Source organism: Stenotrophomonas maltophilia group sp. SKK55 (assembly GCF_057179845.1).
In genome coordinates this window covers 104,124-125,457 of sequence record NZ_JBXUHP010000056.1, presented here as the reverse complement: position 1 = coordinate 125,457, position 21,334 = coordinate 104,124, and the positions used below count along the sequence as shown (strand labels likewise).

23 protein-coding genes and 1 tRNA gene are annotated in these 21,334 nt (G+C 66.5%); 16 read left to right on the top strand and 8 right to left on the bottom strand.

The genetic code is table 11. The features are described 5' to 3' along the window. Positions 1-954, bottom strand: a complete 954-nt coding sequence (locus AC2A1N_RS17330) for an AAA family ATPase (RefSeq protein WP_484373052.1) — start codon at positions 952-954, stop codon at positions 1-3. 42 nt (positions 955-996) lie between these two features. Here AC2A1N_RS17330 and AC2A1N_RS17325 point away from each other — a divergent pair, with 42 nt between their 5' ends. After that, positions 997-2,832 (top strand): glycosyltransferase family 39 protein, encoded by a 1,836-nt coding sequence (locus tag AC2A1N_RS17325; protein ID WP_484372992.1) that lies wholly within the window; start codon positions 997-999, stop codon positions 2,830-2,832. 102 nt (positions 2,833-2,934) lie between these two features. Here the strand turns inward: AC2A1N_RS17325 and AC2A1N_RS17320 are convergent, their stop codons facing one another. Further along, a complete protein-coding gene (locus tag AC2A1N_RS17320; protein ID WP_061480521.1) occupies positions 2,935-3,504 on the bottom strand; it encodes a Maf family protein in 570 nt (189 codons plus the stop codon). Between the two features lie 113 nt (positions 3,505-3,617). Between AC2A1N_RS17320 and AC2A1N_RS17315 the strand changes: the two genes are divergently transcribed. From AC2A1N_RS17315 to AC2A1N_RS17250, 14 genes are all read left to right on the top strand, one after another. Beyond that, positions 3,618-4,127 carry a YceD family protein gene (locus AC2A1N_RS17315; RefSeq protein WP_049404889.1) on the top strand — a complete coding sequence of 170 codons (510 nt, stop codon included), beginning with the start codon at positions 3,618-3,620 and terminating at the stop codon, positions 4,125-4,127. A gap of 107 nt (positions 4,128-4,234) precedes the next feature. Next, positions 4,235-4,429: a 50S ribosomal protein L32 gene (rpmF, locus tag AC2A1N_RS17310; RefSeq protein ID WP_005408308.1), complete on the top strand. Its 195-nt coding sequence runs from the start codon at positions 4,235-4,237 to the stop codon at positions 4,427-4,429. A gap of 91 nt (positions 4,430-4,520) precedes the next feature. Further along, positions 4,521-5,498, top strand: a complete 978-nt coding sequence (locus tag AC2A1N_RS17305) for a beta-ketoacyl-ACP synthase III (RefSeq protein ID WP_005415505.1) — start codon at positions 4,521-4,523, stop codon at positions 5,496-5,498. Between the two features lie 76 nt (positions 5,499-5,574). Continuing rightward, complete coding sequence (locus tag AC2A1N_RS17300; protein WP_180869512.1) at positions 5,575-6,357, top strand: BUD32 family EKC/KEOPS complex subunit; 783 nt, start codon at positions 5,575-5,577, stop codon at positions 6,355-6,357. A 160-nt stretch (positions 6,358-6,517) separates the two neighbouring features. Then, positions 6,518-7,462 (top strand): ACP S-malonyltransferase, encoded by a 945-nt coding sequence (gene fabD / locus AC2A1N_RS17295; RefSeq protein ID WP_061480518.1) that lies wholly within the window; start codon positions 6,518-6,520, stop codon positions 7,460-7,462. An 81-nt stretch (positions 7,463-7,543) separates the two neighbouring features. Further along, on the top strand, positions 7,544-8,287 hold the full coding sequence (gene fabG, locus AC2A1N_RS17290) for a 3-oxoacyl-ACP reductase FabG (RefSeq protein WP_005408312.1): 744 nt from the start codon (positions 7,544-7,546) through the stop codon (positions 8,285-8,287). A gap of 152 nt (positions 8,288-8,439) precedes the next feature. Next, entirely contained in the window at positions 8,440-8,679 is a 240-nt protein-coding gene (gene acpP, locus AC2A1N_RS17285; RefSeq protein ID WP_061480516.1) for an acyl carrier protein, read from the top strand. Between the two features lie 140 nt (positions 8,680-8,819). Continuing rightward, positions 8,820-10,082 carry a beta-ketoacyl-ACP synthase II gene (fabF, locus tag AC2A1N_RS17280; RefSeq protein WP_061480515.1) on the top strand — a complete coding sequence of 421 codons (1,263 nt, stop codon included), beginning with the start codon at positions 8,820-8,822 and terminating at the stop codon, positions 10,080-10,082. Between the two features lie 101 nt (positions 10,083-10,183). Then, positions 10,184-11,548 carry an aminodeoxychorismate synthase component I gene (locus AC2A1N_RS17275; protein WP_484372989.1) on the top strand — a complete coding sequence of 455 codons (1,365 nt, stop codon included), beginning with the start codon at positions 10,184-10,186 and terminating at the stop codon, positions 11,546-11,548. Between the two features lie 125 nt (positions 11,549-11,673). After that, positions 11,674-12,735, top strand: coding sequence for an endolytic transglycosylase MltG (mltG, locus tag AC2A1N_RS17270; protein WP_242891809.1), 1,062 nt, complete (start codon positions 11,674-11,676; stop codon positions 12,733-12,735). Further along, complete coding sequence (tmk, locus tag AC2A1N_RS17265) at positions 12,732-13,397, top strand: dTMP kinase (protein WP_061480512.1); 666 nt, start codon at positions 12,732-12,734, stop codon at positions 13,395-13,397. The genes mltG and tmk overlap by 4 nt, the downstream gene beginning before the upstream one ends. Then, positions 13,394-14,350 carry a DNA polymerase III subunit delta' gene (locus AC2A1N_RS17260; RefSeq protein WP_242891807.1) on the top strand — a complete coding sequence of 319 codons (957 nt, stop codon included), beginning with the start codon at positions 13,394-13,396 and terminating at the stop codon, positions 14,348-14,350. Before tmk ends, AC2A1N_RS17260 begins: the two co-directional genes overlap by 4 nt. Beyond that, positions 14,347-14,700 (top strand): PilZ domain-containing protein, encoded by a 354-nt coding sequence (locus AC2A1N_RS17255; protein WP_005412452.1) that lies wholly within the window; start codon positions 14,347-14,349, stop codon positions 14,698-14,700. Before AC2A1N_RS17260 ends, AC2A1N_RS17255 begins: the two co-directional genes overlap by 4 nt. Positions 14,701-14,875: 175 nt before the next feature. Continuing rightward, positions 14,876-14,950 (top strand) — tRNA-Val (locus AC2A1N_RS17250). Between the two features lie 85 nt (positions 14,951-15,035). Here the strand turns inward: AC2A1N_RS17250 and AC2A1N_RS17245 are convergent. Beyond that, positions 15,036-15,599: a hypothetical protein gene (locus AC2A1N_RS17245; RefSeq protein ID WP_061480694.1), complete on the bottom strand. Its 564-nt coding sequence runs from the start codon at positions 15,597-15,599 to the stop codon at positions 15,036-15,038. 52 nt (positions 15,600-15,651) lie between these two features. After that, positions 15,652-16,059: a hypothetical protein gene (locus AC2A1N_RS17240; RefSeq protein WP_061480693.1), complete on the bottom strand. Its 408-nt coding sequence runs from the start codon at positions 16,057-16,059 to the stop codon at positions 15,652-15,654. Positions 16,060-16,625: 566 nt separating this feature from the next. On the opposite strand from AC2A1N_RS17240, the gene AC2A1N_RS17235 reads away from it, so the two are divergent. Further along, complete coding sequence (locus AC2A1N_RS17235) at positions 16,626-17,006, top strand: tautomerase family protein (RefSeq protein ID WP_061480692.1); 381 nt, start codon at positions 16,626-16,628, stop codon at positions 17,004-17,006. A 31-nt stretch (positions 17,007-17,037) separates the two neighbouring features. Here AC2A1N_RS17235 and AC2A1N_RS17230 read toward each other — a convergent pair whose 3' ends face one another. From AC2A1N_RS17230 to AC2A1N_RS17215, 4 genes are read right to left on the bottom strand one after another with little or no spacing between them, the layout of a single operon-like run. Next, positions 17,038-18,111 (bottom strand): phage late control D family protein, encoded by a 1,074-nt coding sequence (locus AC2A1N_RS17230; protein WP_049410183.1) that lies wholly within the window; start codon positions 18,109-18,111, stop codon positions 17,038-17,040. Further along, positions 18,102-18,317: a tail protein X gene (locus AC2A1N_RS17225; protein WP_010483798.1), complete on the bottom strand. Its 216-nt coding sequence runs from the start codon at positions 18,315-18,317 to the stop codon at positions 18,102-18,104. Before AC2A1N_RS17225 ends, AC2A1N_RS17230 begins: the two co-directional genes overlap by 10 nt. Next, positions 18,301-18,768, bottom strand: a complete 468-nt coding sequence (locus AC2A1N_RS17220; protein ID WP_049410185.1) for a phage tail protein — start codon at positions 18,766-18,768, stop codon at positions 18,301-18,303. Before AC2A1N_RS17220 ends, AC2A1N_RS17225 begins: the two co-directional genes overlap by 17 nt. 2 nt (positions 18,769-18,770) lie before the next feature. Continuing rightward, the gene (locus AC2A1N_RS17215) at positions 18,771-21,242 is read right to left on the bottom strand and encodes a phage tail tape measure protein (RefSeq protein WP_484372984.1); all 2,472 of its coding nucleotides are present in this window, start codon (positions 21,240-21,242) and stop codon (positions 18,771-18,773) included. Between the last annotated feature and the right edge of the window lie 92 nt (positions 21,243-21,334).

Genomic DNA, 21,334 nt, shown 5'->3' with positions numbered 1-21,334 from the left:
TCAGTCCACCGCGACGGTCTGCAGGATCGCCCGCGCCAGCGCCGGCCCGGAGCTGGATTCGGCTTCGGCCACCAGGCGATGGCCGGCCACCGCCACGAACAGGGTCTGCACGTCTTCGGGCACCACATGCTCGCGGCCGAGCAGCAGCGCATGTGCCCTGGCGGCACGCAGCAGGGCCAGTCCCGCGCGCGGTGACAGGCCTACGCGCACGCCGGCATGGTGTCGGCTGCGGGTCAGCAGCGCCTGCACATAGTCGATCAGCGCGTCGCTGGCATGTACCTGGCCAACCGCTTCACGCAATGCACGCACCTGGGTGTCGTCCAGCTTTGGCACCGCGCGTGCGATCAGGTCGCGGCGATCACTGCCGCGCAGCAGCTCGCGCTCGGCCTGCGCGCTGGGGTAGCCCATCGCCAGGCGCAGCAGGAAACGATCCAGCTGCGAATCCGGCAACGGGAAGGTGCCGGACAGGTCGACCGGGTTCTGCGTGGCGATGACGAAGAACGGATCGGGCAGCGGATGCGTCTGTCCGTCCAGGGTGACCTGCTGCTCGGCCATCGCCTCCAGCAACGCACTCTGCGTGCGCGGCGGTGCGCGGTTGATCTCATCGGCCAGCAGCACGTGGGTGAACACCGGGCCGGGATGGAACTGGAACTGGCGGCTGCCGGCCTCGTACACCGAAACGCCAAGTACGTCCGCCGGCAACAGGTCGGAGGTGAACTGCACGCGCTGGAAGCTGAGACCGAGGCTGCTGGCCAATGCGTGCGCCAACGTGGTCTTGCCCAGCCCGGGCAGATCCTCGATGAGCAGGTGGCCGCCAGAAAGCAGGGCGACAAAGGCCAGCCTGACTTCCGGCACCTTGCCCAGCACCAGTGCGTTCACCTGATCCTGTGCCTCCCGCAGGGCCTGGCGCAGTTGATCGGTTAGCATGCTGGGATTGGGGGACGAGGCTGGCATGATCGTCTCAGGTCTGGAATCCATTCGATTATCCATAGAGCAATGCAAGGCGAACAGCGCGCGCGGGCGATTTTTCTCTGGTTGTGGACGCTGATCACAGCGGCCAAGCTGGTGGTGGCCGCGCGCCTGCCGTTGTTCGTCGATGAGGCGTTCTATTGGCAGGAAGGGCAGCATCTGGCCGCTGCCTATTCCGACCTGCCGGGGCTGACCGCCTGGCTTGCACGCCTGGGCGTGGAGATCGGTGGCCATCACGTACTCGCATTGCGCCTGCCGTTCCTGGCCATCGGCGCGCTGCTGCCGATGCTGGTGGTGCGCATCGCCACGCGCTGGTTTGGCAACGTGGCCGGTTGGCAGGCGGGCAGCCTGACCCTGCTGATGCCGTTGTCGGCCACGCTGGGCCTGCTGGCCGTGCCGGACGTACCGATGGCGCTGGCGGCGGTGATCTGCCTGCACGCCGGCGCGCGCCTGCTGCACAGCGTGGATGCGTCCTCGGCGATGAAGCTGGCGCTGGGCCTGCTGATCGGTGCGCTCAGCCACTACCGTTTCATTGGTGTCATCGGTGTCGGCTTCATTGCGCTGCTGGCGTTGCCGCAGGGCCGTCGCATGCTGGCCGATCCGCGCGTATGGGTGGCGCTGGCGGTGGGCGTGCTGGCCTGGCTGCCGTTGCTGGCGTGGAATGCCGACAACCACGATGCCGGCCTGAAGTTCCAGGTGGTCGAGCGCCACCCGTGGGCGTTCGAGTGGGAGGGGCTGTGGTTCCTGGTGATCCAGCCGATGCTGGTGACGCCGATCCTGTGCATCGCGATGTGGAAGGTCGCCCTGGCGGGTACCCGCAGTGGCGGTGGGGCGCGGGTGCAGTGGCGCTATTTCGGCCTGGTGGGCGGGGTGTCGACGCTGGGCATCTTCCTGCTGGGCTTCTTCACCGATGTCGAGCGGATCAGTTTCCACTGGCCGCTGCCAGGCTACCTGGCGCTGCTGGTGGCCGTGCCGGTGGTCCTCAACGGTTGGCCGCGCTGGTTGCGCCGTACCGGCTGGTGGCTGGCCGCTGCAGGTACCGTGCTGGCGTTCGGCTACTACCTGATGGCGTCCACGCCGGCACTGCGCGAGCAGATGGCCGGCAGCAAGTACTATCCGCGCAACTTTGCCGGCTGGCAGCCACTGGCCGTGGCGGTGCGTGACGAACTGCGGCAGATGCCACCGGGTACGCGTGTCCTGGCGGGCAACTTCAAGGTCGGTGCCGAACTGGGCTTCCAGCTGGGCAATGGCGATATCGAGGTGCTGCCACATCCGCTCAACGACAAGCATGGGCGCACCGCACAGCTGGCGCAGTGGGACCTGCTGCACGAAGGCCCGCGCAGTGTGCCGATGCTGCTGGTGCTGTCACCCAGTGACCAGCGCTACCGCGATCTGCTGGCGCGCTATCACACCCTCTGCGAGCAGGTGGGGCCGCTGCCGGCGCCGCGCGTGGTCAGCAGCGATCATGGCTTCCAGCGGTTCCTGCTGTTCCGGCTGCCGGCCGAGCGTGCGCAGGGGCCCTGCGTAACGCCCGCGATGGCCTGGCTGGATGCGCCGTCCAACGGTGAGAAGGTCTCCGGAACGCTCGCCATCAAGGGCTGGGCATTCAAGGATGGGGTCGGGCTGGCGCGGGTTGAAGTGCTGGTTGATGGCCGCTCGATCGGTGACGCGCGTTACGGGCGCGTGTTCGACGTTCGCCCCGCCTGGCCGGACAGTACCGATCCGCAGCATCCGGCGGTGGGCTTCGACGCGTCGCTGGACACCACCACGCTGGCGCCGGGCCGGCACTGGCTCGGCCTGCGCCTGCACGGGCGCGATGGCAGCGTGGAGGCGTGGCAGGAGCAACCGTTCGAGGTTCGTTGAGGTCCTCTGGTCCTCTGGAGCCGAGCCGATGCCCGGCTGCTTCCGAGTCAGATGGCAGGCAGCCTCGAAAAAAGCAGCCGGGCATGGGCTCGGCTCTACCGTTCACGGCACCGCGAATCCGGCCCTGCGCAGCAGGCCGCACAGCGCGATCAGTGGCAGGCCGACCAGCGCGGTCGGATCGCGGTTGTCGATCGCCTCGAACAGGCTGATGCCCAGGCCCTCGCACTTGAAGCTGCCGGCGCAGTCCAGAGGCTGCTCGGTGGCGACGTAGCGGGCGATCTCCTGCGAATCCAGCGCGCGGAAGTGCACTTCGGTCAGATCCAGGGCGGCGAGGGATTCTCCATCCCGCCTGAGACTGATTGCCGTGTGAAAGCGTACCGTCTGCCCGGACATCGCCACCAGCTGCGCACAGGCCGCCTCGACCGTGCCCGGCTTGCCCAGCGGCTGGCCGTTCAGGTCGGCGACCTGGTCCGAGCCGATCACCCAGGCACCCGGATGGCGCGTGGCGACATCGGCCGCCTTGGCGGCGGCCAGGCGCGTGGCCAGGGCCAGCGGCCCCTCGCCGTTCAACGGCGTTTCATCCACCTCCGGGCGTGCGCAGTCGAAGGGCAGGCCCAGCCGTTGCAGCAGTTCGCGACGGTAGCGGGAGGTGGAGGCCAGGACCAGTGACATGCGAGAATACCGGGGCAGGGTGCGGCAGTCTGGCCCGCCGGCAACGCCAGCAGCAAGTCCTGTATGGCGGGCATTTGACAGCGGGCGGTACGATCCTTAGTATTCAGCGGCTTATGTCCGCGAACGTGCCCGAAACGCTGGATGCCTGGCGGATGGTTGTAGCGCGAAGGCGCTTCGACGGTCAGGTCTCCCTGGCTGAATTGACCCGCCTGCAGGGGTTGGTCGCAGATACCGACGGTGAGTGTGTCTACTCGCTTGAATTCGGTCGCGACGACGTCTTGCGGGTATCCTATGTGGAACTGACCATCGACACCGCGTTGCCGCTGACCTGTCAGCGCAGCATGCAGCGATTCCTGTTGCCGGTGAAGGTGACCCAGAGGCTTGGCCTGATCCGCGACGAGGACGAGGAATCGTCCCTGCCGGAGGAATACGAGGCGTTGCTGGTGCCGGAAGACGGCCAGCTGCGTCCGCTGGACCTGGTCGAGGACGAGCTGGTGCTGGCGGTGCCTGTGGTACCGCTGTCGCCCGACGGTGAAGCAGTCGACAAGGACTGGGCACCGAGCGAAGAAGAAACAAAGAAGGCCAACCCGTTTGCGGCGTTGGCGGCATTGAAGAAACAATAGCAGCCGGTTGTCGTCGGCGGCTGCGGCGAAAGCGAAAAGTGTGCTGGGCGCTGGCGTCCTGTGCGACGAAACGACGAAGCAAAACGAACCGAGTTTGGAGCAATCCCATGGCTGTCCAGAAATCCCGTGTTACCCCGTCCCGCCGCGGCCAGCGCCGTTCGCATGACGCCCTGAGCGCCAAGCAGCTGTCGACCGACCCGACCACCGGCGAAGTGCACCTGCGTCACCACATCACTGCTGACGGTTTCTACCGCGGCAAGAAGGTCATCCAGACCAAGACCTCGGCCGTCGAAGAAGATTGATGTGCCGGGAAGGCCGCTGCCCCCGGGCAGCGGCCTTTGCCTTCTTTCCCGGGCGTGCCGGTGATCGGCGGCCCGCGCAACAGGAAACATGATGAGCAAGCGGATCTATTCGAGGATCGCGGGCACCGGTAGCTATTTGCCGGAGAAAGTCCTGACCAACGCCGACCTGGAAAAAATGGTCGAAACCTCGGATGAGTGGATCCAGTCGCGCACCGGAATTCGTGAACGGCACATCGCGGCCGAAGGCGAGACCACCAGCGACCTTGGCTACAACGCCGCCCTGCGCGCGCTTGAAGCCGCAGGCATCGATGCCTCGCAGCTCGACATGATCGTGGTCGGCACGACCACGCCTGACCTTATTTTCCCGTCCACCGCGTGCCTGATCCAGGCCAAGCTCGGTGTGGCCGGGTGCCCCGCCTTCGACGTCAACGCAGCCTGTTCCGGCTTCGTGTTCGCGCTGGGCGTGGCCGACAAATTCATCCGCTCCGGCGACTGCAAGCACGTGCTGGTGATCGGCACCGAAACGTTGACCCGCATGGTTGACTGGAACGATCGCACCACCTGCGTGCTGTTCGGTGATGGCGCCGGCGCCGTCGTGCTCAAGGCCGACGAAGAGACCGGCATCCTCAGCACCCACCTGCATGCCGATGGCAGCAAGAAGGAACTGCTGTGGAACCCGGTCGGCGTTTCGACCGGCTTCAAGGATGGCGCCAATGGTGGCGGCACCATCAACATGAAGGGCAACGACGTGTTCAAGTACGCCGTCAAGGCGCTGGACTCGGTCGTGGACGAGACCCTGGCCGCCAACGGCCTGGACAAGTCCGACCTGGATTGGCTGATCCCGCACCAGGCCAACCTGCGCATCATCGAAGCCACCGCCAAGCGCCTGGACATGTCGATGGACCAGGTCGTGGTGACCGTCGACAAGCACGGCAACACCTCGTCCGGTTCGGTGCCGCTGGCGCTGGACGCCGCCGTGCGGTCGGGCAGGGTCGAGCGCGGCCAGCTGCTGCTGCTGGAAGCTTTTGGTGGCGGCTTCACCTGGGGTTCGGCCCTGCTGCGCTATTGATAGTGCAAGTTACGACAATGTGAAGTCTTGTCGTTACGGCCCTCCGGGGCCGTAACGCGTTTAAGGAGGACCTGTCATGGTTGAGCCCATCTTCATCGAAGGGCAACGTGCCTGGCTGAAGCAGTACGGCAAGGGAGGCCGAGCACTGGCCCTGGGCCTGCTCAATTTTGTTGCCCGTCGTTTTCATCTGGACGCCCTGCGCCCGCCGCCGCACCGTGGTGGCGACGCCGCGCGCGAAACCGAGGCCCGCCGCCTTGCAGAGCTGCAGGCGCAAGGCGTGAACGTGCCGGACGTGCTGGGCACCGGCCATGCCGCGCTGGTGATCGGCGACAACGGCAGATCATTCAATACCTGCCTGCGCGAAGCCGACGAAGCCGGTCGTGATCGGCTGGTGATGGCGGCGATGCAGGCCATTGCCCAAGCGCATGCGCGCGGCGCCTATTTTGGCCAGCCGCTGCCGCGCAATCTCACCTGGGACGGGCAGCAGGTCGGCTTCATCGATTTCGAGGAAGATCCGCTGGAAGTGATGGACCTGTCCGAAGCGCAGGCCCGCGACTGGCTGATGTTCGGCTATGGCGTGGCCAAGTACTACGCTGATCGCCCCGAACATCTGCAGGCGATGATGGCCGAGGCGATGGGCGAGGCCCAGGCGCCGGTGCGCGAGCACGTGCATGCGGTCAGTGGCCGCCTGCGCAGCCTGGCCAGGGTCTGCATGAAGCTGGGCCGCTCAGCGCGCGCGCTGGCCCATTCGATCTTCATCACCCACGGTGCCAGCACTGCTGGCGTGCTGATGCTGGTGGGCCTGTGCGTGGATTTCCTCGCTGATGGCGATCTGGATGTGCTGCAGCTGTTCTGCTGATGGCTGATCGGGGTCAGACCCCTTTTCCGCAGGAAAAGAGATCTGACCCCGTCGCGCCTGCCCGTCATTGCTCCATACGCCTGCATACGCGCACGTACAGACGACACAGCGGATTCCCCCTTATCATGGCCCGCTTCGATTGCAACAAGCGGATGACCGCGTGACCGTATCCACCCTCGCTTTTGTCTTCCCCGGCCAGGGCTCGCAGTCTGTGGGCATGGTGGCCGAGCTGGCCGAACTGCACCCGCAGGTGCGTGAAGCCTTCACCGAGGCATCCGATGGTGCCGGCGTCGACCTGTGGGCGCTGTCCCAGGGCGGCCCGGAGGAAATGCTCAACCGTACCGAATACACCCAGCCGGCCCTGCTGGCCGCGAGTATCGGCGTGTGGCGTGCCTGGAACGCCGTGGGCGGTCCGCGCCCGTCGGTGCTGTCCGGCCACAGCCTGGGCGAGTACACCGCCCTGGTTGCCGCCGGCGCGCTGAGCCTGCATGACGGTGCGCACCTGGTGCGCCTGCGTGGCCAGCTGATGCAGGAAGCGGCGCCGGCCGGTGTCGGCGCCATGGCCGCCGTGCTCGGTGCCGAAGACCAGCTGGTGCTGGATGTCTGCGCCGAAGCCGCAGGCAGCCAGGTAGTGGTGCCGGCCAACTTCAATTCGCCGGGCCAGATCGTGATCGGTGGCGACGCCGATGCGGTCGACCGTGCGCTGGCGCTGCTGGCCGAGAAGGGCGTGCGCAAGGCGGTCAAGCTGGCCGTCAGCGTGCCCTCGCACACCCCGTTGATGCGCGAAGCGGCCAACCGCCTGGCCGAAGTGATGGCCGGCCTGTCCTGGCAGGCGCCGCAGCTGCCGGTGGTGCAGAACGTCGATGCCCAGGTGCACGACGGCGTGGACGCCATCCGCACTGCGCTGATCCAGCAGCTGTACCAGCCGGTGCAGTGGACTGGTTGCGTGCAGGCGTTGGCCGCCCGCGGCATCACCCAGATCGCCGAGTGCGGCCCGGGCAAGGTGCTGACCGGCCTGGTCAAGCGCATCGACAAGGCCATCGACGGCCGTCCGCTGGCCACGCCGGGCGACTTCGAAGCCGCCCGCGAGGCATGGTCGGCCTGACCTTCCCTGTTCCTGCCGACCGTACCGGTGGCCGCTGTAAGCGGCACGGTGCGGCGGCCGCTCCCGTCTGAGGAAAACATCATGAGCAAGCCCCTGCAGGGTGAAATCGCACTGGTCACCGGTGCCAGCCGTGGCATTGGCGCCGCCATCGCCGATCTGCTGGCCGCCCAGGGCGCCACCGTCATCGGCACTGCCACCACCGAATCCGGCGCCGCCGCGATCGGTGAGCGCCTGGCCGCCCACGGCGGTCACGGCCGCGCGCTGAACGTCACCGACGCCGCTGCGCTGGACAGCGTGCTCGATGGCATCGCCAAGGAATTCGGCCCGATCTCGATCCTGGTCAACAATGCCGGCATCACCCGCGACAACCTGCTGATGCGCATGAAGGACGAGGACTGGGCGTCGATCATCGACACCAACCTGACCAGCGTGTTCCGTACCAGCAAGGCGGTGATGCGCGGCATGATGAAGGCGCGCAAGGGCCGCATCATCAACATCGCATCGGTGGTGGGCGTGACCGGCAATGCCGGCCAGGCCAACTACGCGGCCGCCAAGGCCGGCATCATCGGCTTCAGCAAGTCGCTGGCCAAGGAAATCGGCTCGCGCGGCGTCACCGTCAATGTTGTCGCACCCGGCTTCATCGACACCGACATGACCAAGGCGTTGCCGGAAGAAGCGCGTACCGCGCTGATCAACGACATCGCCCTCGAACGCCTGGGTTCGCCGGAGGACATCGCCCATGCGGTGGCGTTCCTGGCCAGCCCGGCTGCCGGTTACATCACCGGCGAAACCCTCCATGTGAACGGCGGCATGTACATGCCGTAAGCAAGGGGCGCAGGGATTGCGCCGCAAGTGGTTGATCTGCGGAGGTTTTTGCTGCAATGCAAGGCCGCGCCGGTTTCCACTACACTATCCCACGGCCATCGCCCTTGATGGCGACCACTTTTGAACCACAACTCCATCTGGAGCGAGATCCCATGAGCACCATCGAAGAACGCGTCAAGAAAATCGTCGTCGAACAGCTTGGCGTCAAGGAAGATGAAGTCACCAACAGCGCATCGTTCGTCGATGACCTGGGCGCTGACTCGCTGGACACCGTCGAGCTGGTGATGGCCCTGGAAGAAGAATTCGAGTGCGAGATCCCGGACGAAGAAGCCGAGAAGATCAGCACCGTGCAGGCCGCCATCGACTACATCACGGCCCACGTCAAGGCCTGATGTCAGACGGCAGTGCGCGCGGGTCTCCGCTCGCCGCGCACCGCACCCCATGGGGCCGCAGTTGCGGCCCCGTGTGTTTGAGCATCACACCGAAGCAAACCGTGTTACCCGATTGAACCTTCGGGTCAGGAGAATCAGCAATGAAGCGTCGCGTCGTCGTAACCGGCCTGGGTATCGTCTCGCCGTTGGGCAATGATCTGGCCAGCAGCTGGGAAGGCATCACCCAGGGTCGTTCGGGCATCGGTCCGCTGACCAACGTTTCTGATGCCTATCTGGATCGGTTCACCACCAAGATTGCAGGTGAGGTCAAGGGATTCGACATCACCGCCGACAATGAACTGTTCGGCAAGTACCGGGTCAGCGGCAAGGATGCCAAGAAGATGGACCCGTTCATCCATTACGGCCTCGGTGCCTCGTTCATGGCCCTGCACGACTCGGGCCTGGAGATCACCGACGCCAATGCCGAGCGCATCGGCGCCATTGTCGGCGCCGGCATTGGCGGCCTGCTCGGTATCGAAGAGCAGACCATCGAGTTCCATGAGGGCAAGAAGATCTCGCCCTTCTACGTGCCCAAGACCATCATCAACATGCTGCCGGGCCAGCTGAGCATCATCGCCGGCCTGAAGGGGCCGTCGTTCTCGGCGGTGTCGGCGTGCGCGACCTCGAACCATTCGATCGGCACCGCGATGCGTATGATCCAGTACGGCGACGCCGACGTGATGGTGGTGGGTGGTGCCGAACGTGGCTCATCGCCGACCGCCGTGGGTGGCTTCTGCGCGATGAAGGCGATGAGCACCCGCAACGACGCCCCGGAACAGGCCTCGCGCCCGTGGGACAAGGACCGTGACGGCTTCGTGCTGGGCGACGGCGCCGGCATCCTGATCCTGGAAGAGTACGAGCACGCCAAGGCCCGTGGCGCGAAGATCTACTGCGAACTGGCCGGCTTCGGCGCCAGCTCCGACGCGTACCACATGACCGCCCCGAGCGAGAACGGCGAAGGTGCCGCGCGCTGCATGGTCATGGCGATGAAGGACGCCGGCGTGACCCCCGAACAGGTGGGTTACCTCAACGCGCATGGCACGTCCACGCCGCTGGGTGACCTGGGCGAGACCATGGCGATGAAGACCGCTTTCGGCGACCACGCCTACAAGATGATGGTCAGCTCCACCAAGTCGATGACCGGCCACCTGCTGGGCGCGGCCGGCGGCGTGGAAGCGATCTTCTCGGTGATGGCGCTGCAGGACAACGTCATTCCGCCGACCATCAACCTGCAGCAGCCGGGCGAAGGCTGCGACCTGGACTACGTGCCCAACGAAGCACGCCAGGCCAAGGTCGACGTGGTGATGTCCAATGGCTTCGGCTTCGGCGGCACCAACGGCACGCTGATCTTCAAGCGCGTCTGACCGGGTTGTAGCGTCGGGCCATGCTCGACTGAACGTGCATTACGCACGAGGAGGCCGCCGCAAGGCGGCTTCCGTGCATCTGAATCCCTGAACTGGCCATCATGACCCACGCACCGCTGATCCACCCGCTGCCGCACCCGATCGATCTGCTGGCCCTGCAGCAGCACGACCCGGCACGCTTCCCGCTGCTGATGGAATCCACCGCCTCGGGCACCGCCCAGGGCCGCTGGAGCCTGCTGCTGGCCGCGCAGGGCGATTGCCTGCGGCTGGATGCCGACGGCCAGGTGCGCGACCTGCAGGGTGCCGTGCAGCCCGGCACGTTCCTGCAGGCGCTGGATCGCGCCTGGCAGCACGAACGCCTGCCGCACGACGGCAGCCACAGCCTGCCGTTCCGCGGCGGCTGGGCGTTGATGCTGGACTACGAAGTGGCCAGCCAGATCGAACCGGTGCTGCCGGCGCGCGCGCGCGAGGACGGCCGCCCCACCGCGCTGGCGCTGCGCTGCCCGGCCGCGGTGCTTCACGACCATCAGAACGATGCCAGCTTCGTCATCGCCGAAGCCGGCGAGCAGGCGCTGCTGGACGCGCTGGTGGCACTGGCTTCGGCCGCGATGCCCGAAGCCGGGCAAGGCTGGCAGCCGCCGCAGTCGGTGGCCGAGGATGCGCCGCAGCGCTTCACCGACGGCGTGCGCCGGGTGATCGACTACCTGCGCGCCGGCGATGTGTTCCAGGTGAACCTGTCGCGGCGCTGGAGCGCCCGGTTCGCCGCGCCGGTCAGCCCGCAGGCGCTGTACGCGCAGTTGCGCCGTGCCAACCCGGCACCGTTCGCCGGCCTGTTCAGCGCGCACGGCCGCCATGTGGTCAGTTCCTCGCCGGAGCGGCTGGTGTCGGTGCATGCCGGCCATGCGCAGACCCGTCCGATTGCCGGCACGCGTCCGCGCTTCGAGGGCGACGATGATGCCGCGCGCATCCAGGAGCTGGTCGGCCACCCGAAGGAGCGTGCCGAGCACGTGATGCTGATCGACCTGGAGCGCAACGACCTGGGCCGTATCTGCCTGCCCGGCACCGTGGTGGTCGATGAGCTGATGACCGTGGAGAGCTACGCGCATGTGCACCACATCGTCAGCAACGTCAGCGGCCACCTGCGCCCGGAGGTCACGCCCGGCGAGGTGATCGCCGCCACGTTCCCGGGCGGCACCATCACCGGCTGCCCCAAGGTGCGCTGCATGCAGATCATCAGCGAGCTGGAGCAGGTGCCGCGCGGTGCCTACACCGGCGCGTTCGGCTGGCTGAACCGCGATGGCGACCTGGACCTGAACATCCTGATCCGTACCGCCGAAGTGGATGGCCACGAGGTGAGCTTCCGCACCGGTGCCGGCATCGTGGTTGATTCGGACCCGGACAAGGAACTGGACGAGACCCGCGCCAAGGCCCGCGGCCTGCTGCGCGCGCTCGGCCAGCAGGGGTAGTGCCGGTGGGTGCCAGTGTTGTGGTGGGTGCCGACCGTTGGTCGGCACGCAGGCGCCACCCCGGTCATGACCCCAATCCATCGGCACGGTATCCTGCACGACGGAATCGAGTTCAGAGGTAGTCCATGGCGGGAGCCAAGCGCGGGTGTCTGTTCGTGGTAACGCTGGTGGTGGTGCTGGCCGCCGTCGTGGCCGGCGCGGGCGCGTGGTTCTTCTACCAGCAGACCCGCTTCGCCGATGCCCCGATCACCCCGACCGCCGAGAGCGTGGTCATCGCCAGCGGCGATGGCATGAACAGCGTGCTGCGTATGCTGCGCGATGCCGGCGTGGACGAGGGCCAGGACGCCCAGTGGCAGCTGCTGGCGCGCCAACTCGATGCGGCCGGCAAACTGAAGGTGGGCGAGTATGCGCTCAGTGGCGAGCTGACCCCGCGCGAGCTGCTGCTGCGCATGCGCGCCGGCAAGGTGCTGCAGCACCGTGTCACGATTGTCGAGGGCTGGAACATCCGCCAGCTGCGTGCCGCGCTCAAGCGGGCCGAGCCGCTGCTGCACACCACCGACACGCTTGATGACGCCGCGCTGATGCAGCGCCTCGGCTTCGGTGGCCAGCATCCGGAAGGCCGCTTCCTGCCGGAGACCTACGTCTACCAGCGCGGCGACAGCGATCTGGACGTGCTCAAGCGCGCCCATGCCGCAATGGAAAAGGCGCTGGACGAGGCCTGGGAAAGCCGCGCGCCGGACCTGCCGATCAACACGCCCTACGAACTGCTGACGCTGGCCTCGATCATCGAGAAGGAAACCGCGCTGGCCAGCGAGCGCCCGCAGATCGCCGGCGTGTTCATGCGCCGCCTGAAGATCGGCATGCGCCTGCAGACCGACCCGACCGTGATCTACGGCCTCGGTGCTGCGTATGACGGCAACATCCGCCGTCGCGACCTGACCACCGACACCCCCTACAACACCTATACCCGTGCCGGCCTGACCCCGACCCCGATCGCCATGCCCAGCCGTGACGCGCTGATGGCGGCCGCGCAACCCGCGGCGGGCGATGCGCTGTACTTCGTCGCCGTGGGCGATGGCAGCGGCGCGCACGTGTTCTCGCCCAGCCTGGACCAGCACAACGCCGCCGTGGCGCGCTACCTGCAACAGCTGCGCCAGCAACGTACCCAGGAGACCCCGGCGCAATGAGTCCCGCGCTGCTTCGCCACCCGCGTTTCGTCAGCCTGGAAGGCGGCGAGGGCGCGGGCAAGACCACCGCCATCAATGCCATCCGTGAGTGCCTGCGCAGCCACGGCCACGAGGTGGTGCTGACCCGTGAACCGGGCGGCACGCCACTGGCCGAGCGCATCCGCGGCCTGGTGCTGAAACCCGATGCCGAGATCGCCGCCGAACCGCTCAGCGCCGAAGCCGAGCTGCTGCTGGTATTCGCCGCGCGCGCGCAGCATGTGCGCCAGGTGATCCGGCCGGCGCTGCAGCGCGGCGCCTATGTGCTGAGCGATCGCTTCACCGATTCCAGCTACGCCTACCAGGGCGGTGGCCGCGGGCTTGACCCGCAGTGGATTGCCGACCTGGAGCGCCGCGCGGTCGGCCTGTTGCCGGGGCTGACCCTGTTGCTGGATGTGGACGTGGCCGTCGGCCGCGCGCGCGCCAACGGCCGTGACCTGTGGCCGGACCGCATCGAGAGCGAGCAGGACGATTTCTTCCAGCGCGTGCGCGAAGTGTTCCGCAGCCGCGCACAGCAGGACCCGCAGCGCTTTGCGTTGATCGACGCCGGCCAGGTGCAGGAACGCGTGGCCGCCGACGTGGTTGCGCGTGTCGAGCGCTGGCTGCAGGACGGGGAGGGCGCATGAATACCTTTTCACCGTGGCAGCAGCGCGCGTTCGACCAGACCGTGGCCGCGCTCGACGCCGGTCGCCTCGGTCATGGCCTGCTGATCTGCGGCCCGGCCGGGCTGGGCAAGCATGAGGTGGCGCTGGCGCTGGCCGACCACGTGCTGGCGCAGGGCGATGCAGCCCACGCAACGCGCACGCGCCAGCTGATCGCAGCGGGTACACACCCGGACCTGCAGCTGGTCAGCTTCATTCCGAACAAGAGCGGCGACAAGCTGCGTACCGAGATCGTCATCGAGCAGATGCGCGAGATCACCGACAAGCTGGCGCTGACCCCGCAGTACGGCGTGGCGCAGGTGGTGATCGTCGACCCGGCCGATGCGATCAACCGCTCGGCGGCCAACGCGCTGCTGAAGACCCTGGAAGAGCCGCAGCCCGGCCGCTACCTGTGGCTGATCAGCAGCGACCCGGCACGCCTGCCGCAGACCATCCGCAGCCGTTGCCAGCGCCTGGAGTTCAAGCTGCCGCCGCAGCACGAAGCGCTGGCCTGGCTGCAACAGCAGGGCCATAGCGAGGCATCGGCGCGCGAAGCGCTGGAGGCCGCGCGCGGCCATCCCGGCCAGGCCGACAACTGGCTGCGCGAAGACGGCCTGAGCCTGCGCCGCGAAGTCGGTCGAGATCTGGAACAGCTGGCCGCCAGCAAGACCGGCGCGGTGGAGCTGGCGCAGAAGTGGTGCGGTGACGACAACGCGGCGCTGCGCCTGCGCTTTGCCGCCGACCTGGCGCTGGCCCAGGCCAGCACCGATGCCTTGACCACGCCGGAGCGATTGCACAAGCTTGCAGCCTGGTTCGATGCGGCCAACCGCACCCGCGACCTGCTGCGCACCACGGTGCGTGCAGACCTTGCGGTGGTCGAGTTGCTGCTGGCCTGGAACAAGGTGAACGAGCGGCCTGCCGCAAGGGGAAATCGATGAGTGCCAGCAACGCCCGCCAGGGCATCCTGTCCCTGGCCGTGAAGGACAAAGCCGCGCTGTACAGCGCGTACATGCCGTTCGTGAAGAATGGCGGCATCTTCGTGCCCACGCCCAAGCGCTACTTCCTGGGCGACGAGGTGTTCCTGCTGCTGACCCTGCCCGATTCCAGCGAGCGCCTGCCGGTGGCGGGCAAGGTGATCTGGGTAACCCCGGCCGGCGCGCAGGGCAACCGCACCGCCGGCATCGGCGTGCAGCTGGCCGATGGTGCCGAAGGCGAGGGCGTGCGCCACAAGATCGAGACCCTGCTGGCCGGGCTTACCGGCTCGGACAAGCCGACCCATACGATGTGATTCCGGTAGCGCCGGGCTGGGCTCGGCTGCATGCCCCGAAACGCCTGTGAATCCGCTGTTCTGTAGAGCCGAGGCATGCTCGGCTGCGCACCCCGAAAACACCCGTGAACACGAATGTGAAAAAGTGTTGACGGCCTCTGAAAAGCCCCTATAATGAGCGGCTCAGCAACACACCGGGCGGTTAGCTCAGCGGTAGAGCATTGCCTTCACACGGCAAGGGTCACAGGTTCGATCCCTGTACCGCCCACCATGTTGCAGAACGAAAGAAGCCTCCAGAAATGGGGGCTTTTTTGTTACCAGCGATCCAGCAAGATCAGCTGGAAGCACACGCCCTTTCAGCCGTGCCGCTCCAGCAGCTCGCGCGCGATCATCGCCGTGGCATCCAGCAGGTCATGGCCGCTACCCGCCTGCACCACCACTGCAAGCAGACCGCGGCCCACCTCGGCATTGCCGCTGGTCAGCTCCATCTCGCCTTCAAAGCACAGATCGGCCAACCATTCATGAGCCTGTTGCAGCCCGCGCTTGCGGACGCGGCGGAACTCCGCGAGCAGCTTCGCTTGGCCGGCCTCCTGCTCGCCATCGGCCAGCAGGCCGATGGCACCGCCGTGCGCTGCGCGCCAGAGGGCCGGTAGCGGGCGACCGTTCGCGTCCACCACGTCCGGCGAGAACTGCGCGCAGTACATTTCGTAGCGCTTGCCCGCTGTGCTGCGGGGCACGATGCCGGCTTCGGCCAGCAGGCGTTCGGCTTCATCCAGTGTGCTGAACTTCAAGCGCAGCAGTGCAGGGCGGCTCAGCTGTTGTGCCAGCGCGTGCTGGTTGGCCGCGAACCAGACGTTCCAGCCCACGGTTGCGCGGCCTTCCAGTGCGGCCTTGAAGTACTCCAGGTGTTCGGCGTCCATTGCGGTCTCCTGCGCTCCCTGCGCGATTGTAGCGGGAGCGTATCCGGGCCGGTCAGGCGTCGCCGCCGGAGAGGCAATGATGTGCCTCGCGCACCAGTTGTCGTGCGGCCACGATCAGTCCGTCGATATGGAAGGCGCCCAACTGTTCGTCCGGGCCGCCTTCGTTGCGCGCATGGTCCGCGGCCTGCAGCAGATCGAGCAATGCGCCGAGCCCAGACAGCGAGCGGCGCAACGAAGCGTGATTGCTGGCGCCCAGGGTGAGGCTGATGCACGGCTGTCCGTCATCACCGTCGGCCTGGTTGATCGCATTGAGACGGGCGAAGAACGTGGCCGACTGCGCCGGCAGGTTCTGTTCGTTCAGTGCGCACTCGATCTCGCGTGCGAGGTCTTCGGGCACATCGGCGGCGACGTCGCCGATCAGGGTGTGCAGGCGGGGATGGATGGCGGTGCGGTTGGTCATGGCGAAACCCTCACTGGCGTAGGGCCACCTTCCGGAGTGAAGGTGGCGGACGGTGCGGGTTGGCGTACCAAGGCAAACGAACTCCCATCGAGAAGAAGGCCTGGCGGATCTGTCGATCCCCACGCACCGGCCGCCATTGAAGGCAATCGGTGCATTCTCTCTGCTGCGACGTAAACCGCAGCGATGGGTGTTCATTCGTTTATTCGAGACGCCAATCCCGGCCAAGGCGTCTTGCCTCGGCGCGGCGATCTTCAAGCCGGGCAATCACATCGGTCTGTAAGGAAAATTCTCAACTGTCCCTAGGCAGGCCAGACGTTTCCCGTTGTGTGTCGTCCGACACCTGCAAGTAGTGCGGCCCATCACTGATGGCGCGCATCGCCGCCCCTGCCGACCGTGCACATGACGACTCCGGAGGGATGCCACCATGGCAATCGCGTCATCCCGCGCGGCGGAGGCGGGACCATGCCACGCATGGAGCCAGAAGGTTCCATTCCTGCGCTATCCCACCGCCCCGGGCAGGCGTAGTCTCAGCCCGTTGCCGTGCCCATCCACTCTGGAGTGCCACCATGCCGCTCGCCCGCATCGATCTTCGCAAAGGTAAATCCGCCGACTACCTGCAACGCGTCGGCGACACCATCTACCAGGCCATGCGCGCGGTGGGCGTGCCGGAAAACGATCGCTTCCAGATATTCCAGGAACACGCGCCCGGCACGCTGATCTACGATCCCGGCTACCTGGGCGTGGACCGCACCGACGACTTCATTTGCATCCAGATCACCTGGAACGAAGGGCGCACGCTCGAGCAGAAAAAGGCGCTGTACGCCGGCATCGCCGATGGGCTGCATGCGGCGGTGGGCATCCGCCGCGAGGATGTGTTCATCAATCTGGTGGAGGTGAAAAAGGAGAACTGGTCGTTCGGCAACGGGGTAGCGCAGTACGTGAGTTGATGCGGGAAGCGCATCCACGCATGGCGTGGATCTACACCTCGCTGCCGACCTGCTCGCCTTCGGTGGCCGCGGCACTGCGGGCCGCCTTCACTGCGTCGGCGCTGTTGGGTTGTTCGCACTCGATGCTGGTCACGTAGCCGTCGTGGCTGATGTTGTGCTCGGCGCGCTTGACCAGCCACTGCCCATCCACGCCATCGCGGAAGCCCTGCATCACCACCGTGGCTTCGGCCATCAGCGTCTCGCGGCCGGGCAGGGTGTAGCTCAGCGTACGCGTCTGCCGGGCCTGTTCCTGGTGCTTGGCGCGCGCTGCGGCTTCGGCGGCTTCGCGGTCGGCGTACGCCATGCGCAGGCGCACGATCGGTTCACCGCTGCCCAGCTTTACTTCCTGGCGCTTGGCACCGCGTACATCGCGATAGTAGGCAATGGTGGTGCCGGTCTTCTCGCGTGAGACGATGCTCACTTTGTAGCCACTGCCATCGGCCGGGGTCAGGGTGACGTCGGGAATGCGCTCACCGCTGGCACTGGTGGATTCGCCGCGCTTGACGAACATCAGGCGGCCGCCGCCCGGCTTGGCGATGGCATCATGCTGCTTGGCCAGGCGCAGCAGCAGATTCATGTCCGACTCCTGCGACTGCACTGTCAGCGGCAGTGCGATCGACGCCAGCGATCCGCTCACGGCCGCGCTGAGTCCGTGCTCGCCGGCCATGCGCTGGACCATGCCGCCGATCGTCGTGCCCTTCTTCCAGGTGCGCGTCTTCTGCGTCTGCAGATCGTTCTTGCCGCCCTTGCTGGCCTCGAACGGTGCGGCGCGCGCGCGCAGGGTCATGCTGCCCGGGTAGCCGGAAATCTCCACCTCATCGCAGATGTACAGGCCCATGCGCCGCACTTCGCCGTCATAGCCGATGAAGGCTTCCAGCTCCGCGCCTGCCGGCGGCAGCTGGATCGGATCGGACGGATCATGGTCGGCCAGCTGCAGCTCCAGCATGTCCGAGTTGTTGTCGGTCTCGTCGGTGATACGCAGTGATTTGAAGCGCGACATGATCTTGTCGGTGATGTCCTGGCTGTTGGCCACCACGCGGAATGCCGGTGTGATGTTCAGTCCCACAGTGCGATCCCCTTGCGTTCGCCGGCGGGGCGCTGCACGTCTGGCAGAGTGATCGCGATGCCCGCAGGCAGTACCGCGCCGCGGGCGGCCAGGCCCGGGTTGGCGTCGAGTATCGCGCGCAGAATGGCCGGTGATTGTTCGCCATAGTGCGCATGCGCGATGCGGTCAACGACGTCGCCATCGCGGGTGTTATACGTTCGTGCCATCGCTGTGCTTCCGCAGGGAGAGGGTGAATTCGTGCCGCTGGATTCCCGCATCGACGGTGAAGCCGGAGGCGGTGGCGTCGATCTTGTCGATGACCCACAGCCCCAGGTTTCCGCCCTTGCCGGTCAGCAGCCGCTGTGGCTTGCCCTGTGCCGCCAGCCTGCGCAGCTGCGAGAGCTCATTGCCGGCGCCCCGGAACGCATAGTGGATGACGCCCGGCAAGGTCATGCTGGCCTTGCCGGGGCCGGTGTACTGCAGGGCGGCCATCTGCCCGATGCGCTCCTGGGCTGCCCAGCCATATTCGTTGCTCTGCTGGATCTCCTGGAACACGGCGGTGTTGAGGCTGAACTTGAAGCCGCCCAGCATCAGCAGCACCGGGGCGTTGCCGGAGTCGTTGCTCTGGAAACTGGACAACAGCTTGTCGATGGATGCGGTTACGAACTCGCGCTTCATGCTTAGTTCCTGTCTGCCAGGCCGCCACGGGCAGCAACCGCGTTGCGGCGCTGCAGTTCGTCGGCCGTGCGACGTGCCACCGATTCGCTGGATTCACCGGGTTGCTGGTGGATGGTGATGTTATTGGTCTGTTGTTGCTGCACGGTGGTGACGCCGCGTGGGGAGGGCGATGGCATGTCGGGTGCGGTACGACCCCGAGCGGCCTCGCTGATGCCTCCCCATCGCTTGCGCACCCCCGGCCCGTCCAGCGTGGCGACGTCACCGGCCAGGCCCACGGCGTCATCCAGGCCACCTCGGCCGCCGGCGCGCATGTTGGTGTACCCCACCATGCCGTTGCCGATCGCTTCTGCACCACCGGCAAGCATCTCCTTCCCGAAGTCCAGGCCCTTGCCGACCAGCGCACTGACCTTGCCGATGCCTCCTTCGACGAACCCCATCAGCTTCTCGACGTAGGGCATGAGGAAATCCAGCTTCGGAACGAGCCAGTTGAACAGGGATTCGGCACCGGACTTGATCGCGGTCCACATCATGCTCAATACGCTGCCGATCCCGCTCGCGACGGTCGTGTACACGTTGCCCATCCAGACGACGTACTGCACCAAGCCGCTGATGAGCTGGATGTTCATTCTCAGGCCTTCCATCAGAACGGTACCGAGGAAGCTGCCGATCTGGGCAACGCGTGACAGTTCGTTGCCGGTGTACTGTGCAGGTGCAAGCATCTTCGACAGCCAGTCCCACGCCTGGCCGATCAGCCCGCTCATGACTTCCCAGGCGGGGCGCAGTGGTTCAACCGCGCGCATCAGTTCACCCATCGCCGCGGTGCCTGCACCGCTCAGGCCGTCCCAGACGCCGCCCAGGAATGCCTCGATCGGTTCCCAGTACTTGCGCACCAGGATGGCGCCTGCGGTGATCGCTGCGATGGCGATCGTGATCGACCCGCCACCGATGGCCGCCACCGCAGTGGCAACCACACGGAAGCCCGACGCCAGGCGCATGGCCATCGGCCCGAAGCGCCCCATCTGTGCCAGCAGGCTGCCACCCCGGAACAGCTGGAAGGCCTTCTGCACGCCCAGGATCGGGCCCTGCAGGAAGGTCCAGGCATAGCGTGCGCCGAGCACCGCCGTGCGCATGCCCAGCATGCCGACCACGATCTGCGTGGTGTTGGCGATCAGCTTCGGGTTTTCCTGCACGAACGAGGTGACCCCGTTCAACAGTTCGGTCAGCTTGACCGCGGCCTCGCCAACTGCAGGCAGCAGGGCCGCACCGAAGGCCTTGGACAGGTTGTCCACGGCGATCTTGGCGCCTTCGATTTTCTGCGGATCGGTCTGCATCGCATCGGCATACGCCGCATCGGTGGTACCCGCCGATCCATTCAAGGCCTTGTCGCGGACGCGGATGTAGGTATCCCAGTTCTCGATCATCGGCTGGACGAAGTTCTTCGCCTGTGCATCGCTGAACAGGGTGCCGATCTTCTTCTGGTCGCCCGCGGTCGCCTGGATGATTCCCTGCATCGCAGCGTCGAAGGGATTGCCGCCGCTGGTCTGTGCATCGCCGATGATCTTGCGCAGATCCAGGTTCAGGCTCTTCTTGGCCTTCTCCTGAATGTCCGGCGAGAGCACCTCGGACATGAAGCTCTTCATGTTGCTGGCGGCCTTGTCGGCGCCGCCGGCCGAGTCCAGCGTGGCCTGCAGGGCCGCGCCGAGGGTGGCGGTCGCCGAGGTGCCCTGCAGCTTCATCGCTTCGAACGACGAACCCAGGGTAGGCAGCACTGCGGCCATGTCCTTCAGGCCCAGGCCGCCCTGCCGGCTGTTGACCACCAGCACATCCAGCGCGCTCTGCATGCGCGAGGGATCGATATCGAACGACTGCTGCAGGGCGGCCGCAGCCTGGGCCACATCATCGATGCTGGCACCGGTGACGGTGGTGGTCCGCCCGACAGCACCGAGGCTGGCCTGGGCCGACTGCGCATCCATGCCGGCGTCGATCATCAGCCTGATCGAGCGCTGCAGCGCGTCGGCGCCCTGGTTGGTTGCACGCGACTGTTCCAGGATGGCCTGCCCCAGTGCGCTGACCTGGGCGCGGCTGAGGTTGGCTGCCACGCCGATCTGCTGGTTCTGGCGGGCGAAGCCGGAGGCGTTCTCGACCGGCTTGGCCAGCGCGGTAACGGCCGTGCCAAGCGTGCCGCGTGCCTCGCCAAATGCCGAGCCGAGCTTCCCGCGCTTCTCCAGGTTGGCGTCGCGCTTTGCTTCGATGCTCTCCAGCGCCACCTGCGAGGCACGCAGAGCATCGACCTGGGTACGCATGCGGGCGTACTCCTTGCTGGTCGTACTCATGCGCGCGAGCCTGCGATCCAGCAGGGTCACCTCGGTGCCGAGGCGCTTGATACCGTCGTTGGCAAAGGAGAAGGCGTCCTTCAGTGACTTGGACACCTCGCCGCCGATCGTGATCGTTGTCGTTTGAACGTTACTGGCCATGTACCGGCAATCCCTGAATCCACCAGATGAACTTCGACACCCGCAGTGTCATGATCTCGCGCAGGCCCCAGCCGGTATGACCGGCCAGGGCG